Raw genomic sequence first — 17068 nt, forward strand, 5'->3', positions numbered from 1 at the left:
GGTTATTAGATGAAATTTTCACACTTTTTTATACAGCGACCGATTTTTGCGGCCATGCTGTCGTTGATTATTTTAATTGCAGGTAGCATTTCATTATTTCAGCTGCCTGTCAGTGAATACCCAGAAGTCGTACCACCGACAGTGGTTGTGACTGCCAGTTATCCAGGTGCGAACCCGACGGTTATTGCACAAACAGTGGCAACACCGCTTGAGCAAGAAATAAATGGCACCGAAAACATGCTGTATATGTTTTCACAAGCAACCAGTGACGGACGTATGACGCTCACGGTGACATTTGCGTTAGGCACTGATTTAGACCGTGCCCAAGTGCAAGTGCAAAACCGAGTAAATAGTGCGCTGCCGCGTTTGCCACAAGAAGTGCAACGTTTAGGGGTTGTTGCTGAAAAATCATCACCCGATTTAACCATGGTGGTGCATTTATATTCACCCCAAAACAGCCATGACACCGCGTATTTATCAAATTATGCCGATTTAAATATTAAAGATGAAATAGCGCGTTTACCTGGTGTGGGTGATATTCGTTTATTTGGTGGCGGTAAATATGCAATGCGAGTTTGGCTTAACCCCGATGCGCTAGCATCACGTGAGCTTACTGCAAGTGACGTGGTCAATGCACTACGCTCGCAAAATCAGCAAGTTGCAGCAGGTAGTTTAGGTGCGCAACCGATTTCAAATGACAGTCAGTTCCAAATTCTATTAAACGTCAAAGGACGCCTTAATAGCATTGAAGAGTTTAAACAAGTCATTATTAAAGTTGGGGAGCAAGGGCAGCTTACGCGTTTGTCAGACGTGGCACGTGTTGATTTAGGCCAAGATTCTTATGCATTGCGTGCTGAGCTTGATAATCAACCCGCTTTAGCGATGCCAATATTTCAACGTCCAGGGTCAAATGCCATTGAGCTCTCTGATCAGGTGCGTGAAACCATGGCACGTTTATCAAAAGACTTTCCTGCAGGTGTTGAATACGACATTGTTTATGATCCAACGGTATTTGTTCGTGGCTCAATTGATGCGGTAATCGCCACTTTACTCGAAGCAATCGTGCTGGTGGTGATTGTGGTTATCGTATTTTTACAAACCTGGCGCGCGTCTATTATTCCGTTAATTGCGGTGCCTATTTCACTCATTGGTACCTTTGCAGTAATGCAGTGGCTTGGGGTGTCTATTAATACCTTATCGCTATTTGGTTTAGTACTGGCAATCGGTATTGTGGTTGATGACGCAATTGTGGTTGTAGAAAATGTTGAGCGAAACATAGAAGATGGCTTATCACCGCTTGAAGCCACCCGCGTGGCAATGACGGAAGTAACCGGCCCTATTATTGCGATTGCATTAGTATTATGTGCGGTATTTATTCCGACGGCTTTTATTACTGGGCTTTCAGGGCAGTTTTATAAACAATTTGCATTAACCATTACGATTTCAACGGTAATTTCGGCGTTTAACTCATTAACGCTGTCGCCAGCACTGGCCGCTTTATTGTTAAAATCACATGATGCCGAGCCTGATGCGTTTACCCGCGTGCTTAATAAATTATTTGGCCGTTGGTTATTTCAACCTTTTAACCGCGTGTTTGACCGTGGTGCTAAAGGGTATGAAAAGCTGGTACAAAAGCTTATTCGTATGAGTGTTGTGGTTATGGTTGCGTATATTGCTTTAGTTGGCGGTACGATTAAATTGTTTGATGCAGTACCGGGTGGGTTTATTCCACAACAAGATAAGCAATACTTAGTCGCTATTGCGCAGTTACCTGACGCTGCCAGTTTAGACCGTACAGAAGCGGTGGTAAAACAAATGCAGCAAATTGCATTAGAGGTCCCTGGGGTTGCAAACACCGTGGCGTTTCCTGGTCTTTCAGTGAATGGTTTTACTAATAGCCCAAATAGCGGCATCGTATTTACGCCACTGGCGCCTTTTGCAGAGCGTACTGATCCGAGTATGTCGGCTTCGGCTATTGCAGCGCAACTAAACCAACGTTTTGCGGCCATTGATGAAGCCTTTGTCGCTGTGTTTCCGCCACCGCCAATTCAAGGCCTTGGTACCACAGGTGGCTTTAAATTGCAAATAGAAGATAGAGCTAACAAAGGCTTTGAAGCCTTATTTAACAGTTTGCAATCAGTGATTGCTGCGGCGCAAAAAGATCCAGCGTTGATGGGGCTGTATTCAAGCTTTAGAATTCAAGTACCACAAATGGATATTGATATTGACCGTGAGCAAGCGCTTATTCAAGGCATTCCATTAGATGAAGTGTTTAATTCGTTGCAAATTTATTTAGGCTCAGTGTATGTAAACGACTTTAATTTATTTGGCCGTACTTACCAGGTTAATGCCCAAGCTGATGCTGATTTTAGGGTAGACCCAGAGCAAATACTAAACCTAAAAGTGCGTAATCGTGCCGATAATATGGTGCCACTAGGCTCAGTATTAACGGTAACGCCTACTATTGGTCCTGATCGTGTAATGCATTACAACGGCTACCCTAGTGCAGAGCTTAATGGCAGCCCAGCGCCTGGTTATAGTTCTGATCAAGCGCAATTGGCGATTGAAGCTGTACTAGCTAAAACATTGCCTACTGGCATTGAATATGAGTGGACTGAGGTAACGTACCAGCAAGTATTAGCAGGTAATACCATGGTGTATGTATTCCCTCTGGTTGTATTGCTGGTGTTTATGGTACTGGCTGCACAGTATGAAAGCTTACGTTTACCACTGGCCATTATTTTAATTGTACCTATGACTATTTTCTCAGCGTTATTAGGGGTGTGGTTTGTAGGTTCAGACAACAACATATTTACCCAAATAGCGTTGATTGTACTGGTCGCATTGGCTTCTAAAAATGCCATCCTTATGGTGGAATTTGCTAAAGATAAGCATGACACTGGGTTATCACACCTTGAGGCGATGTTAGCGGCGTGTCGATTACGTTTACGCCCAATTTTAATGACATCAATTGCGTTTACCGCAGGTGTTATACCGCTTGTATTGGCAACCGGTGCTGGGGCAGAAATGCGTCATGCCATGGGTAATGCGGTGTTCTCGGGTATGATTGGTGTAACTGTGTTTGGACTATTATTTACACCGGTGTTTTATATGCTGGTGGTAAAAAAGCAGCGCGTTGAGGAGCCTTCGCATGACTAAATTTAACTTAAGCGCTCTTAAATTATCGCCATGGTTGAGTTCTGCATTAGCGGTTGCTGTGTTATCAGGTTGTGCGAGTAAAATTGACACAGCCGTTCATCAACAACAGATTAATGAGTTTGTTGCCAAGGCAATATCTGCAGAGCAGTTTATGGGTGAAGATGAGCAAAACTGGTGGCACAAGCTGGGCTCAACGCAGCTAAACCAACTGGTGATCAACGCACTTGCTAATAATTACGACTTACAAACTAGTCAGCTGGTATTAAAAAGTGCTTTGGCGCGTATTGGCGAGCAACAAGCGCAATACTTACCGCAAGACGGTGTTGCGGTTGGTGCAAAGCGAAGCGGGCTAGGCGATACCAATAGCAGACAATCAAGTGCGAATGTAGCACTTGATTGGCAGCTCGACTTATTTGGTCGAATTACTGCGCTAGTCGATGCCGCGAATTCACAAGCAATGAGCCAAGCTGAGCAAGTTAGGTTATTGCAAATTGAAGTGGTGTCGGCTGTGGTTAAAGGCTTTGTGAGTTATCAAGGTAATCTGCAAAAGCAGCAAATTATTGAGATGCAAATAGAAGCGCTTGAACAAAGCATTCAAGTGCTACAGGCCCAAGTTGATGAAGGTGTGGCTAATGAGCTCGACTTAAACCGCACTATGGCGCAACTTAGGCAGCAGCAAGCCTTGGTGCCAGCAATTGAATATGCGAAGTACCGTGACTTATCTACTTTGGCCGTATTAAGCGCGCAAACTACGCAATCACTGAGCATTAATGATGAACGTACTATATTAACTAAGGCATTTGCGGTGTCATTGGCAAAACCTAATGATGCAATAGCATTAAGGCCTGATATAAGTCGTGCTTTATTTGATTTTAGCCAAGCAAATAGCCTGAGTGTGGCAGCCAGCAAAGCTTTATTGCCGGATATTAGCTTAAGCGGCTTTGCAGGCGTGTTAAGTTTAGGGAGCAACGGTTTTAGTGATACCCAGCAACAATGGCAAGTAGCGCCGCAATTGCAGTGGTCATTATTAAGTTACCCTGCGCTTTTAGCACAACGCGATGCGCAGCAGTTTTTAAGCCAAGCGGCGTATACCGATTACCAACAAGTGGTATTAAAAGCGATTAACGAGAGTGAACTTTCATTGCAATACTTGGTCAATCAAGCACAGCAATCGCGCTTTGCTGATGAGCGTTATCAATTTGCTAATAATGCATTTTTACAAGCACAAGCAATGTACGAAGAAGGGCAAATTCCTTACTTAGAGTTGTTAGATGCGCGTCAGGATGTTTTAATAGCGCAAGAAAATGCCGTTGATTCAACTATTTCATCGCTACTTGCTAAAGTAAATGCCTACCAGTCATTTAATGGGCGATGGAGTTACGCGTTAAGTAATACTAACAAGTAGAGTTTTTGATGCCTAATACTGCAGATACAAACCCAAATACTATTCCTACATTAATGCGCTCTATTGTGTTAAATGAGCCCAATGAGGATATTAACTTATCGGATACTCAGTTACCTGTGCCTCAGTGCACAGGTAATGAGCTATTAGTAAAAGTAGAGTACGTTGGTTTAAACCCGGTGGATGCACAATTTGCCAAGTCTGGCTTTTGTACGTGGCAATACCCGCATGTTTTAGGCTTGGATGCAGTGGGGACAGTGGTTAAAGCGGGTAAAGGTATTTTCCCGGGGGTAGGGGAGCGTGTTATGTGGCACGCCAGCGTAGGTGAGCAAGGGGTACTGAGCGAATACGCAAAAGTGCCTAATTATGCGGTGTCTATTATTCCCAAGCAATTAGCCAGTGACAAAGCTGCAACTTTACCCTGCGCCGGAATGGCGGCATTGATCAGCTTAGATAAACTATCAGTAACTGAGGGCGATACACTTTTTGTTGAAGGTGGTGCTGGCGCTGTAGGGCAATTTGCTATTCAGTTTGCCAAGCAGCGCGGTGCAGATGTATTTACCACCGCCTCTAAGCGCAATCATAAGTTAGTTAAGCAACTCGGCGCCGATGTGGTCTTTGATTACAACGATAAAGCCTTATGTGACAAAATTCGTCGAGAGTTAGGTCCACAAGGGTTTGACGCTGTTATTGATATTATGGGTGGGGAATCGACCATTCAAAATATCGAACTAATGCGTTTTTGTGGTCGTATTGCTTGTTTAAATCCACTCCCTAACTTCGAACAGCAGCTAATGTATCGGCGTGCGCCTAATATTAGTATTGTCTCCTTAGGAGGTGCGTGGCTAGCTAACAGCTTATGTGCGCAGCAGCGGATGAGTTTTATGGGTAATTTGTTGCTTGAAACGGTAGCAAATGGCGAGATAACTCCCCCAGAAGTTTTAGCTGTTGATTTTAATGCAAACGCTGTTTCGGCTGCACTAAATAACCAGTTAGCAGGTGGTTTTACTGGCAAACAGGTAGTTAAAATAAGTTAGACTCGATTTAATCTCTCGCTTTTAAAAAACGCAGCCTAATTTTAGGCTGCGTTTTTTTGTTTCTACTTTATTACCAAATCCGTATTTGCGGCGCCAACAACCAGAATTATTAAATTTTTAACAAAAAAAAATAACAATTCAGCGTACAGATGTAAGCCTTTTATTTCAACAGTTTACGTTCAGGTAAAGAAAATAAATTGCAAAAACTGTTAATTAATTGAATGGAGTAATTGATCTAAAGCGATTTTTATGACGTAATGTAGGTATTATTTATCTGGTCGGATGAGTTCGTTATGAGTTTACGTACAAAATTAAAAAAAGTATTACCAAGCATTTCAGTTACTGAGCAAGAAGCGCTAGACGCTGGCGATGTATGGCTAGAAGGGTCTATCTATCGAGGTAAACCAGATTTCAGCGCGCTACGCGATGTACCTGCGGCTAAATTAACCGCAGACGAGCAAGCGTTCTTAGATGGCCCAGTACAAGAATTACTTGGCATGATTGACGATTCAGTCATTCAAAATGGTATTCATTTACCAAACGACATTTTAGAGTTTTTGAAAAAAGAGCGTTTCTTCTCGCTGATCATCCCTAAATCGTTTGGCGGTTTAGAGTTCAGCCCATACGCTAACTCAACAATTGTAGGTACAATTGCTACTAAAAGCTCAGCGGTTGCGGTAACCGTAATGGTACCAAACTCGTTAGGCCCGGGTGAGTTACTTCTTCACTTTGGTACAGAGGAGCAACAGGCACACTACTTACCACGTCTTGCAAATGGTACAGACATTCCATGTTTTGCACTAACCAGCCCAGAAGCAGGCTCTGATGCAGGCGGTATTCCAGATGTAGGTACTGTAACTAAAGGTATGTACAACGGTGAAGAAGTACTCGGCTTAGAAATCACATGGGACAAACGCTACATTACACTCGCGCCAATTGCTACTGTACTTGGTTTAGCGTTTAAAGTGGTTGACCCCGATGGTCTACTAGGTGGTAAAGAAAACCTAGGTATTACCTGTGCACTTATTCCAAAAGAGCACCCTGGTGTAGAACTTGGTAACCGTCATGATCCTATGGGTATCCGTTTTTACAACGGTACTACACGTGGTAACAAAGTATTTGTACCAATGGACTTTATTATCGGTGGTCAGAAAAACATCGGTCGCGGTTGGCAAATGCTAGTTAGCTGTTTAGGCGCAGGTCGTGGTATTTCATTACCAGCATTAGGTGTAAGTACAGCACAAGTTGCATTTAAATCAGCTTCTGAGTACGCAGCAGTGCGTGAACAGTTTGGTTTATCAATTGGTCAATTTGAAGGTATTCAAGAAAAGCTAGCTGACATTGCAGGTAAAACATACCTACAAGAAGCAATGCGTGTACTGACAACTGAAGGCTTAGGCATGGGCTTAAAACCATCGGTAGTGACTGCAATTGCTAAATACCATATGACAGAGCTTGGCCGTGATGTGCTTGACTCAGCAATGGATATTCAAGCGGGTAAAGCGATTCAGAATGGTCCTCAAAACACGCTTGCTAGTGGTTATGTGGCGCAGCCAATTGCCATTACGGTAGAGGGCGCAAACATTCTGACTCGTAACCTGATGATCTTTGGTCAAGGTGTTATGCGTTGTCACCCATACTTACAATCTATGGTTGAGTCTATCCACAGCGATGACAAAAACGCAGATGCAGAATTTAATGGTATTTTACGTAAAACAATTGGCTACAGTACAGCAAATAGCTTACGTGCATTCCGTTTAGGTGTATTACCGTTTACTGCTGGTGCAAACTCGGCATTACCAGAAGTACGTGACTACGAAAAAGCAGTGCATAAACTATCAGCTAAATTAGCTGTATATGCTGACTTTTCGTTACTAGTACTTGGCGGTAAATTAAAGCAAGCTGAGATGCTTTCAGCACGCTTAGGCGATGTAATGAGCTTCTTATATGCAGCTATGGCATCTATTAAGTATTACGAGCAAAAAGTAGCAAGTAGTGAGCGCGAGCAAGCGGCTCCTTACTTCCATTATGCGACTCGTTTTGCATTACAAAGTGCTGAAGAAGCATTGCACAAGTTTTTAGATAACTTCCCTGCAAGTGGTACTCGTAAGTTCATTCGTTTCATTACCATGAACTACTCAACTAAAATGCCAAAAATCAGCGATGATTTAATTCGTGAATTAGCGAAACAAGCTCAGCTTGATACAGCATTTAAAGCGCAAATTACCCATTTAGTTAAGCCAATTGAAGGTGATGGTCATCACATCAACGAGCAAGCTTACAAAGCTAAAATGGCGTCACTTGAGTTATTAGCAAAAGTGAAAAAAGCGCTACGTGCTAAAACCTTTAAGCCGGGTACGCGTTTTTCAATCACACTTGAAAATGCACTTGCTGCAAAAGTAATTAACGACGCTGAATTTGTTCAGTTAAGTGATTATAACAAAAAGCGTGAAAAAGCGATTCGTGTTGATGAGTTCGACTTCGATATGAACATCCTAGACGACAACGCACAGCCAGTTAATCCGCTTAAAAGCGTGGTTAACCAATAAAATTCAATAATGCAAAGCGCCTGCAGTTTAGGCGCTTTTATTGATACAAAATTAGTGTGGAGTCCTGCTTGAGTAACATCAAGCGGGGCTTTTTTATGGGGGTGATTTAAGCTCATAACTAATGACGACTAATTTGATGGTACAGAACATTATTAAACGTTGTTTTAGTGTATTTTAACAATGGGTGGTAAATAAGCTACGTAATTACTTGTTTACATTAGAGTTGTTTAGTGGAATTATTGAGCGTATATAATATACGCTGTTTTGAGGGTTATAACCCCCAAAGTGGTGTTTAATAAGCTGTTATGTTTTAGGGAAAAATTATGATTTATACGACAACGGAAACTGTTCCTGGTAAGGAAATCGAAGCTGTATTGGGCATAGTTAATGGCAACATGGTTCAGTCTAAACATGTTGGTCGAGATATCATGGCTGGTTTAAAAGGAATAGTGGGCGGCGAACTCAAAGGCTATACCGAGATGTTGATGGAAGCTCGAAATGTAGCGTTAGAACGATTAATAGAAGATGCAAAAAAGTTAAATGCCGATGCAATAGTAGGAATACGATTTACAACTAGCTCAGTTACTGATGGGGCATCAGAAATATTAGTGTTTGGCACAGCCGTTAAACTTCGAACATAACAAACAATTTAAGCAGATTCGAAACGCTTGGCATTTTTGGTGTTTTCTTCCAAAGCCAAGAAATGAGGACGCTTTCCTCTTTTCTGCACTGTATTAAAAGAACACCCTGACTAAAAGTTTAAAGTTGGCAATGTGTTAACTTATTTGTTAAAAAGAAATTAATAAATATATTAGTGGGGCGCTGGCAGAGATATGCGCGATGAGCACACTATAAAATTGTTATGCGCAAATGGAGTCTGCATGAGTAAAATAATCAAACTATCAGCATTAGTGCTGATCATATTTATTGCTTTATGGCAGCTGAGTAAGAATGAAAAATTTCAATTTTTTGGTAACCTTATAGATCGAGTAGAAACAACTGAAAAAGTAGTCGCATTAACTTTTGATGATGGTCCGACTAGACTTAAAACAAAAGAATTTCTCCAAATCCCAGATGAATCAGAAATTAAAGCTACATTTTACCTAGTCGGCAAAGCTATAGAAGAAAACATTCAAGAAACAAAAAATATCATTGATAAAGGTCATGAAGTTGGAAACCATTCATATACTCATCAACGAATGGTTTTGAAAAGTTATAACTTTGTTGCAGATGATCTAGAAAAAACTAATGAGTTAATTACAGAGGCAGGTTATAAAGGTGAAATACATTTTAGACCACCTTATGGTAAAAAATTGTTTTCGCTACCTTATTATCTAAATAATAATAATATAACTACCGTTACGTGGGATGTGGAGCCTGAAACTTATTTAGATAAAAATGCTAGTGCAAGTGATATATCCGATTACGTTGTCCAAAATACTAAGCCAGGGTCAATTATTCTTTTACATGTAATGTTTAAATCTAGAGGTAATTCAATGGCTGCGGTACCTTTAATTGTTCAGCAGTTAAAAGATAAAGGTTATCGCTTTGTTACAGTATCTGAATTAATAGGCAGTAGCGCATAACAAGGTGCTTAAAAGGACTAAAACAGTTTGCTCGTTTTTTGCAAAGTACCGCAAAAAAGCCAGCCAACCATTTTAGCCTCTTAGCAAAGCGTTAGGGTTACAAGGAGTTTCGGTGAAATATATAGCGTTCTTATTTGTTTTTACTTTGGTTGGTTGTGTGTCAACACCACCCAAAGCTATAAATGAATTTTATAACGGGAAATATCTTCGATAATTCCAATACCTACTGTTAATGCTGCCATTAAAGTAAGCCAATCTTCTTATGTTGAATATAATATTTTGCCCAATGGCACAAGACAACTTGCACTAGTAGGTGAAGCAGGTTGGAATCGGTTCTATCAACAGCTAATCGAGATAAAACCAACAAACGACAATTCTACATTGGTACAAGTCTATGAAATCAGCTCGGCTTGGAAAAAACACACGAGTAGAATAGTTGGTTGGCTTAACGGTAAGGAAGCTGAAGGTTGTGGTGTTTGGTAACCCTAACAAGGCAATTATGGGTGGGACGTCTAAAGCTTGGCTGGCGCTCATTCTTCGCTAATTTTAGCCAAGCTTCATACGCTCCATATTGCGGCGTTAGGTGCTATGTCGGTTAAATTTGCTTTGCCTCATTTTTTAGAAGGGATTCAGACGCAGGAAACATATTTAAAGTGGCTGACTCGTAAGGCAGTTGCACACATAAAAAGAGATCGAAATAGAGGGAACGTAGTCGCAACCACATCAAGTTATAAAGTGGCAATTCATGAAGCGGTTTGTGAATCCGGTGGTTTTGATTTTTACACTGGTGAAAAACTAGATTGGACGTTGCTTAGTCAATATAACAACGATGATTCTAAAAAACTCAAACGAGAGTATAAAAAGCGGTTTGCTCTTTTACCTTCTGTAGATCATGTGGACGACGGACTATCTCATGCAAATTTTAAAATTTGTGGTTGGCGTACAAATGATTGTAAAAACGACTTAAGCCACGAAGAACTCGTCGATGTTTGCAAAAAGATCATAAGGCATTATGAAAAACGCACCTAACAAAATAATTATGTGGGACACAAACACGCAGGCTCTGCTTCGCAGTTTAGCCTACGTGTTTGTGCCCCATATTTAGAAGTTAGCTATTCAAGGAAATTTAGCATTCAATGAAAAACTTTATTTTAATCATCTTAGTAAGCTTAATTGCGGGTTGTGCTGCAAACATTAAGCAATCAGTAAAAACATCGAACATGCAGCAAGGAGCCATACCAAATAGTATATCAGTAGCTATATCCTCATCTAATTCAATCTCTAAAAGTAGAGATTTAACTAAAAGTATCACTGAACTTAATACATTAATAACTACAGATTACAAAGGTAATTTGATACCAAGCAACTCATCTAATCAGGCTGATATCTCCGTGGAAATAACAATAGAGCATTTTCGTTATGTTTCAGGGTTTGGTCGATTTATGGCTGGTGTAATGGTAGGTGATGCCGAATTGATGCTAAACGTTAAGCTCGTAGACCTATCCACAAACCAAATAGTTAGTGAATCGCAGCTAGACACTCGTTCAGAGTTTAGTGAAGGAATATTCGGTGCTACAACTTCTAGACAGTTAGAAGCTATGTCTAAAAAGATAGTTGATATCATCAATTCAAGTGCAAAGAATAGCTAACAAGCAATCAGGCAGGGACAAATGCTAGTTGGCCAAACAACGGCCAAAACGCTCCCATGAGCACCTGTTGTAAGGTGTTATATGAAATTAGGAGAGAATTTATGTTGAGAAGGATGTCTTTGATATTGCTGGTTTGTACATTCGGTGCCCATTCAGGTGAGGAGGTACTTTCCATTGATAGAGTTGTACCTAATAGTTTTAATTTAGCCTTTCCAAATGAATCAAACATTCAGCCAGAGCAGAGTGATTTTAGTGTAAATAATTTTGTATTAATGAGTAATGATTCTGGTGAGCGTTGGGCGGTAGTAACTTTGACTAATATGGCATCAGGTCGAAGAAGTCTAACTAATAAACACCTAATGGCTATCGTTGCAGACGGGCAACGAATTGCACCATTGGAGTTTTTACAATCATTCAAAGCAGATGAGACACTATCGTTAACCATCAACTTTGGTGAAAGTAAGTTTCCTTTGCTATCAATCTATTCAAGGTCTGGCAAATAACAAACACATCAAAATGCTCGCAATCTCGCTAGGATATCAAAACTACACGGGGATTGAGTTTGGGCTTGGCCAAGTTTAACTAAATCGCCGTTACGTTTTAGCCCTTTATACGGGCTTATTTGCACAAGGAGGCAAAGTGAATATCAGACATATTTTATTACTCGTTATCATCTTATTTATATCTGGTTGCACCACGTCAGGTCAGCTTTATTATATTGATACTAAAGGTAATGAGAAACTTGGTTGTGATGTAGAATTTGTAGGTATGCCAAGAGTTGATAAATTTGCTGTTGAATATGCTTTAAGCCTTTGCGCTAAAAGCATTGTCAAAAAAGGGGGCGTGATTCAGGAAGAACACCTTTTAATGGTTGATACAACCATTCCATTAGCCCCATGTGAAAAGGCTTGGACTCACGAATTAGCTAAGCAACAATATCAGGCTAAAAAGTTAACTAAGAAAGAGTATGGCTATATTGTTGCAAATATAGATTTAGGTTTAGCAACGGTCAACAAGTGCACATAACAGGCGCTTTGAGCGCGGAACTGCTAACAGTTGACTTAGTTTCGCTTCGTTACACATTTTAGCCAACAATTATCAGCCCATTATCCGGGCTTTAGGTTTTCATCAAAATATGGAGTTTTATTTTAATTATGGAAGAATCAGTTCAAGTCAAAAATAATGAAGATAGTATAGAGAAATCTCGAAGTGTAGAAAAAAATAAAATCCAAAATGAAACTATTACAACAGAGTTACATTTTGAGTTGTTAAAACAGTATGCATGGCTATCCTCAGCAATAATAGGTGCTGTTGTTATACTTATTCAATTAAAAGTACTTACCTTTGGCTCAAAGGTTTATATTCCTTTAGGTTGTTTTTGTTTTTCAATTCTTAACTCTTTAATTGCTCAAGACTATATAGTTGAGTCATTAACAAAAGGTAAAACTATTTATGATATCTCAAAAAAAGTATATATATTACGCAACTTCTCTATATTTGGTTTAGGGCTTGGCGTAGGATTACTTGCTAATAGCTTTATTTAGTCAACAAACACATTAAGCAGAATAAAACAGTTGGCTTTTGTTCCTGCGTCTCTAATTTTGCCAACAATTTTATTGCCTCTTTTGGGGCGTTAAATACCTAAATGGAGTTTAGATGAATATTCAAGTTTTTAGACCAAAACAATTTGTGGATATGGCGAGAGACTATAAGTTGTTTGCGGATGACGTAGAAGTTGCCACTATAAAAAGAGGGGTTACGCAAACAGTAAACATCCCTGATTCAACTAAAAACATTCAAGCGAAAATAGATTGGTGTTTGTAGTGGCATAGTTAATTTGGTCACCCATTAAGAAAGAAATGTTATGCTAATAAGCATACAAATTTGGGTGAAAAAATGACGAAATTAAAACGCGCAACATACTCTGCGGCAATCAAATTAGAAACGGCTCAGCTTGTGGTGGACCAAGGTTATACACAAGAAGATGCAGCCAAGGCTATGGGGGTGGGTAAATCAACCGTCAGTAAATGGGTTACCCAATTAAAGCAAGAGCGTAATGGTCAGTCACCATCTGCTTCGCCAATGACGCCCGAACAAATTGAAATCCGCGAACTTAAAAAGCAAATCCAACGCATTGAATTAGAAAAGGATATATTAAAAAAGGCTACCGCTCTCTTGATGTCCGACTCCCTGAACAATTCTCGTTAATTGAGAAACTAAACCAACGAGAGCGTTACCCAATTAGCGTGCTGTGTAACGTATTCAATGTGCATCGGAGCAGCTATAAATATTGGGCTATACGGGATACAACGCCGACGCCAGAGCAAGTAAGGCTAGAGGCTGAAGTTAAAGCAATACATGCAATGAGCGGCGGCTCAGCTGGGGCGCGGACAATCGCGGCAATAGCAACGAACAATGGTTTTGAATTGAGTCGTTATCGTGCTGCTAAGCTAATGGTTAAATTAAAGCTTGAAAGCTGCCAAGTACCTCAACATTCATATAAACGTGGTGGTAATGAACACCTTGAAATTCCAAACCTGCTTGATAGACAATTTGATGTTGTTGAGCCAGATACCGTGTGGTGCGGTGATGTGACGTATATTTGGGTAGGTAATCGCTGGGCTTATTTAGCCGTTGTTATTGATTTATTTGCACGTAAAGTAGTTGGCTGGGCCATGTCGTTGTCGCCAGATACTAATTTAACGCTAAAAGCACTTGAACTCGCGTATGAAAGCAGAGGAAAACCGACAGGACTGATGTTTCATTCAGATCAGGGTAGTCATTATACAAGTTTAAAATATCGTCAACGTTTATGGCGCTATAAAATCAAACAAAGTATGAGTAGGCGCGGAAATTGTTGGGATAATGCGCCAATGGAACGATTTTTTAGAAGCTTTAAGACGGAATGGATGCCAAAAGTTGGATATGAAAACTTTAGAGACGCTAAATATAGTGTGAGTGATTATATCAACGGATATTACAATAATGTTAGACCACATCATTATAATGCTGGTTTAGCGCCGAATGAATCTGAGATTAGATATCAAGATTCTAAAACTGTGGCCAAAATTAGTTGACCACTACAGTTCAAGCCAAACTTTTCCTGTAGCCTCAATTACTGACAAAGGAATTATTATTAAAAATTCTTTTGGTAGTAATATATTCAAATTGCTTTTTTTAACTATTTATTATGTCAGTTTCGGTAAAAGCAAATACTTATCGGTAACAAACGGTATTTAGTAAGAATATTCAAACGAAAAAAAACCGTTGGTTGTTTTCACACTGTTTAATATTTTAGCCAACTATTTCAAGTCTGTTTATATTGGCGTTTTACGAACTAAGGAAAGTTATGATTAAATCAATACTGATAATATTTACATTGTTTTTAGCTAGTCTTGCTACCGCTGAAGAGTTTACTGATGTGTCTGAGATCACAGAGCGCTTGGAAGATGACATACCAAAGATTTTAGATAAACACAAAGCTCCTGGTGTTGCACTTGCATTTGTCAATGGAAATAGAGTTCTAGAGTTTCGATCCTATGGTTTTGCCGACGTAGCAGCCAAAACTGAGATTACCCAAAGCACAATGTTTAACGTAGGGTCTATTTCTAAGCTGGTTACTGTTTGGGGAGTAATGCAACTTGTAGCTCAAGGCAAAGTCGATTTAGATGCGCCAATAAACCAATACCTCAAACGTTGGCAGATCCCTAAGTCTGAGTTTAACGCAAAAAAAGTAACATTGAGAAATATCTTATCTCACACTTCAGGCTTGTCACTTGGCCCATATACAGGCTGGGAGTCTCCAGAAAAGTTAACATCTATAGTTGACTCACTAAATGGCAATAACAATGGCGCCGGATCTGTTGAACTTATTCATGTGCCCGATACAAAATGGTCTTATTCTGGTGGTGGGTATTCAGTGGTGCAACTTTTAATTGAAGATGTGTCAGGCATGGCATTTGAAGACTATATGCAGCAATACGTGTTTAAGCCTCTAAATATGAAGGATTCTACTTTTAACATTACTAAAAAAGTTATCAAAAAGTCGGCAACACCTTACGATAATTCCGGCAAAGTCACGGGCATGGTTTATTTTAATGAGAAAGCAGCTGCTGGTTTACAGACAACGCCAATAGACTTAGCACGCTTTAATATGGCTGTGTTGCGCAACAACGATGGTGATTATAATGGTTTAGGGTTGCTACCAGAAAAATTAATTGATCTGATGATAAAGCCCGCGCCAAACACTAATGGGCGCTGGAGTATGAGCTATGTTGTTGACGCAAAGAATAGCAGTCTTGGCTTTGCTGGATTTAATCGTGGTTGGGTCTCGCTATCACGCTCTATCACTGACCTTAACTTTGGTTATGTGATTTTAAGTAATAGTAGTATTTGCGCAGTGAATAATGACATTGATAGTCTTATCCTTTCTATTGTTAAACAAAGCCATAACTAAAATGGATACAACAAAGTATTTCAGCGGGTAAAGCGCTCAATTCGACGATAAGTTTGTAGTGGCATAGATAATTTTGCCGCCCATTCAAAAACTAGCATTCGTTTTTTACATACAGGGTTGTGAAAAAACATACAGAGCTTTTTACTAAGACCTTTTATTAAAAACACCGTCTAATGTTAAGCTAACTAAAATTTAGCAACCTAATATGGCTATGTCTTTTTATCTTCCGTTACTTATCCCGCATTTTCAACGTATAGCTATTGGCGAAACCCTAACCTCGCTTTGGAGTGGCTGTGGTCAAATTGTGAAGTGCCAACTTGATGAACAAGCCTGTGTGATTAAAGCGATTAAAGTACCCGATCATATTAATCACCCTAAAATTAAACAAAGCAGCTTTGCGCTGACTAGGAAGCGTGACTCTTACCACGTTGAATATACGTTTTATCAGCAATTTAGCCATAAACTGCCCAAGCAAGCGGCAGCTATTGAATGCATTAAAGCAATCAACAAAGGCGATGAATTTGCCTTGGTGTTTAAAGATTTTTCAAAGCTGGGATACACCCAAGCAACCACCGAGAATATAAAAGCCATATTAAAGTGGTTGGGACAGTTTCATGCCTTTCATTTAAATACAAAGTTTGATGGCTTATGGCCGCAAGGAAGCTATTGGCATTTAGATACCCGGCCTGATGAATTTAATAACTTGCCCGAAAAGTCCGATATTAAACAGGCAGCTACTCAATTAAATAACGCGTTAAAACAATGTGACTACCAAACGTTAATTCATGGTGATGCCAAGCTTGCTAATTTTGCCGCTAATAGCCAAGGGCATATACTCGGTTATGACTTTCAATATGTGGGTGCGGGTGTTGGGGTGGTAGATGTTATGTATTTTATGACCAGTTGTATGGATGATTCTGAGCTTCACAAACACGCACAAACTTACCTCGATTATTATTTTAGCCAGTTTAAAAACGCACTCAGTCACTACCAACCAGCAGTGAATGCGGATGACGTTATTGCACAATGGGCTCATTTATGGCCGGTGGCGTGGGCAGACTTTTATCGGTTTTTACTTGGGTGGAGCCCCGAGCACAAAAAAATTAACGGCTACATGCAAGCCCAGGTAAATAATTGGTTAGCCAGTAACAACTCATAAACACAAAAAGTTGAACAGTTATGGCTAAATTAAATATTTTGGCACGAACTATGAAATCAGGGCTAAAATTA

General features: G+C 40.0%; 15 protein-coding genes. All 15 read left to right on the forward strand.

Features of this window, described 5'->3' with window-relative positions; translation table 11 throughout:
• The first annotated feature begins 9 nt into the window (after positions 1 to 9).
• Complete coding sequence (locus PSM_RS17360; protein ID WP_013463182.1) at positions 10 to 3159, forward strand: efflux RND transporter permease subunit; 3150 nt, start codon at positions 10 to 12, stop codon at positions 3157 to 3159.
• Positions 3152 to 4564, forward strand: a complete 1413-nt coding sequence (locus tag PSM_RS17365; protein ID WP_013463183.1) for a TolC family protein — start codon at positions 3152 to 3154, stop codon at positions 4562 to 4564. The genes PSM_RS17360 and PSM_RS17365 overlap by 8 nt, the downstream gene beginning before the upstream one ends.
• Positions 4565 to 4572: 8 nt before the next feature.
• Positions 4573 to 5598 (forward strand): zinc-binding dehydrogenase, encoded by a 1026-nt coding sequence (locus PSM_RS17370; protein WP_013463184.1) that lies wholly within the window; start codon positions 4573 to 4575, stop codon positions 5596 to 5598.
• 293 nt (positions 5599 to 5891) lie between these two features.
• Positions 5892 to 8147, forward strand: a complete 2256-nt coding sequence (locus PSM_RS17375; RefSeq protein ID WP_013463185.1) for an acyl-CoA dehydrogenase — start codon at positions 5892 to 5894, stop codon at positions 8145 to 8147.
• A 323-nt stretch (positions 8148 to 8470) separates the two neighbouring features.
• A complete protein-coding gene (locus PSM_RS17380) occupies positions 8471 to 8788 on the forward strand; it encodes a heavy metal-binding domain-containing protein (RefSeq protein WP_010388994.1) in 318 nt (105 codons plus the stop codon).
• 240 nt (positions 8789 to 9028) lie between these two features.
• A complete protein-coding gene (locus PSM_RS17385; protein ID WP_013463187.1) occupies positions 9029 to 9733 on the forward strand; it encodes a polysaccharide deacetylase family protein in 705 nt (234 codons plus the stop codon).
• Positions 9734 to 10252: 519 nt separating this feature from the next.
• Positions 10253 to 10762 carry a hypothetical protein gene (locus PSM_RS17395; protein WP_013463188.1) on the forward strand — a complete coding sequence of 170 codons (510 nt, stop codon included), beginning with the start codon at positions 10253 to 10255 and terminating at the stop codon, positions 10760 to 10762.
• 107 nt (positions 10763 to 10869) lie between these two features.
• The gene (locus PSM_RS17400; RefSeq protein ID WP_010388992.1) at positions 10870 to 11382 is read left to right on the forward strand and encodes a DUF4410 domain-containing protein; all 513 of its coding nucleotides are present in this window, start codon (positions 10870 to 10872) and stop codon (positions 11380 to 11382) included.
• 113 nt (positions 11383 to 11495) lie between these two features.
• Positions 11496 to 11885 carry a hypothetical protein gene (locus tag PSM_RS17405; RefSeq protein ID WP_083808148.1) on the forward strand — a complete coding sequence of 130 codons (390 nt, stop codon included), beginning with the start codon at positions 11496 to 11498 and terminating at the stop codon, positions 11883 to 11885.
• A 136-nt stretch (positions 11886 to 12021) separates the two neighbouring features.
• Positions 12022 to 12408 carry a hypothetical protein gene (locus PSM_RS17410; protein ID WP_013463191.1) on the forward strand — a complete coding sequence of 129 codons (387 nt, stop codon included), beginning with the start codon at positions 12022 to 12024 and terminating at the stop codon, positions 12406 to 12408.
• Positions 12409 to 12536: 128 nt separating this feature from the next.
• Complete coding sequence (locus tag PSM_RS17415; RefSeq protein WP_013463192.1) at positions 12537 to 12926, forward strand: hypothetical protein; 390 nt, start codon at positions 12537 to 12539, stop codon at positions 12924 to 12926.
• A 112-nt stretch (positions 12927 to 13038) separates the two neighbouring features.
• On the forward strand, positions 13039 to 13206 hold the full coding sequence (locus PSM_RS18675; protein WP_013463193.1) for a hypothetical protein: 168 nt from the start codon (positions 13039 to 13041) through the stop codon (positions 13204 to 13206).
• Between the two features lie 72 nt (positions 13207 to 13278).
• Positions 13279 to 14459, forward strand: a protein-coding gene (locus PSM_RS17425; protein WP_086008870.1) for an IS3 family transposase whose coding sequence is annotated in 2 segments (ribosomal slippage) — positions 13279 to 13537 and positions 13537 to 14459 — 1182 coding nt in all. Because the reading frame shifts where the segments join, the coding sequence is not laid out codon by codon here.
• Between the two features lie 272 nt (positions 14460 to 14731).
• Positions 14732 to 15838: a serine hydrolase domain-containing protein gene (locus tag PSM_RS17430; RefSeq protein WP_013463194.1), complete on the forward strand. Its 1107-nt coding sequence runs from the start codon at positions 14732 to 14734 to the stop codon at positions 15836 to 15838.
• A 211-nt stretch (positions 15839 to 16049) separates the two neighbouring features.
• Positions 16050 to 16997: a phosphotransferase gene (locus PSM_RS17435; RefSeq protein WP_174961919.1), complete on the forward strand. Its 948-nt coding sequence runs from the start codon at positions 16050 to 16052 to the stop codon at positions 16995 to 16997.
• The last annotated feature ends 71 nt before the right edge of the window (positions 16998 to 17068 follow it).

This window comes from Pseudoalteromonas sp. SM9913 (assembly GCF_000184065.1).
Classification (GTDB): domain Bacteria; phylum Pseudomonadota; class Gammaproteobacteria; order Enterobacterales; family Alteromonadaceae; genus Pseudoalteromonas; species Pseudoalteromonas tetraodonis.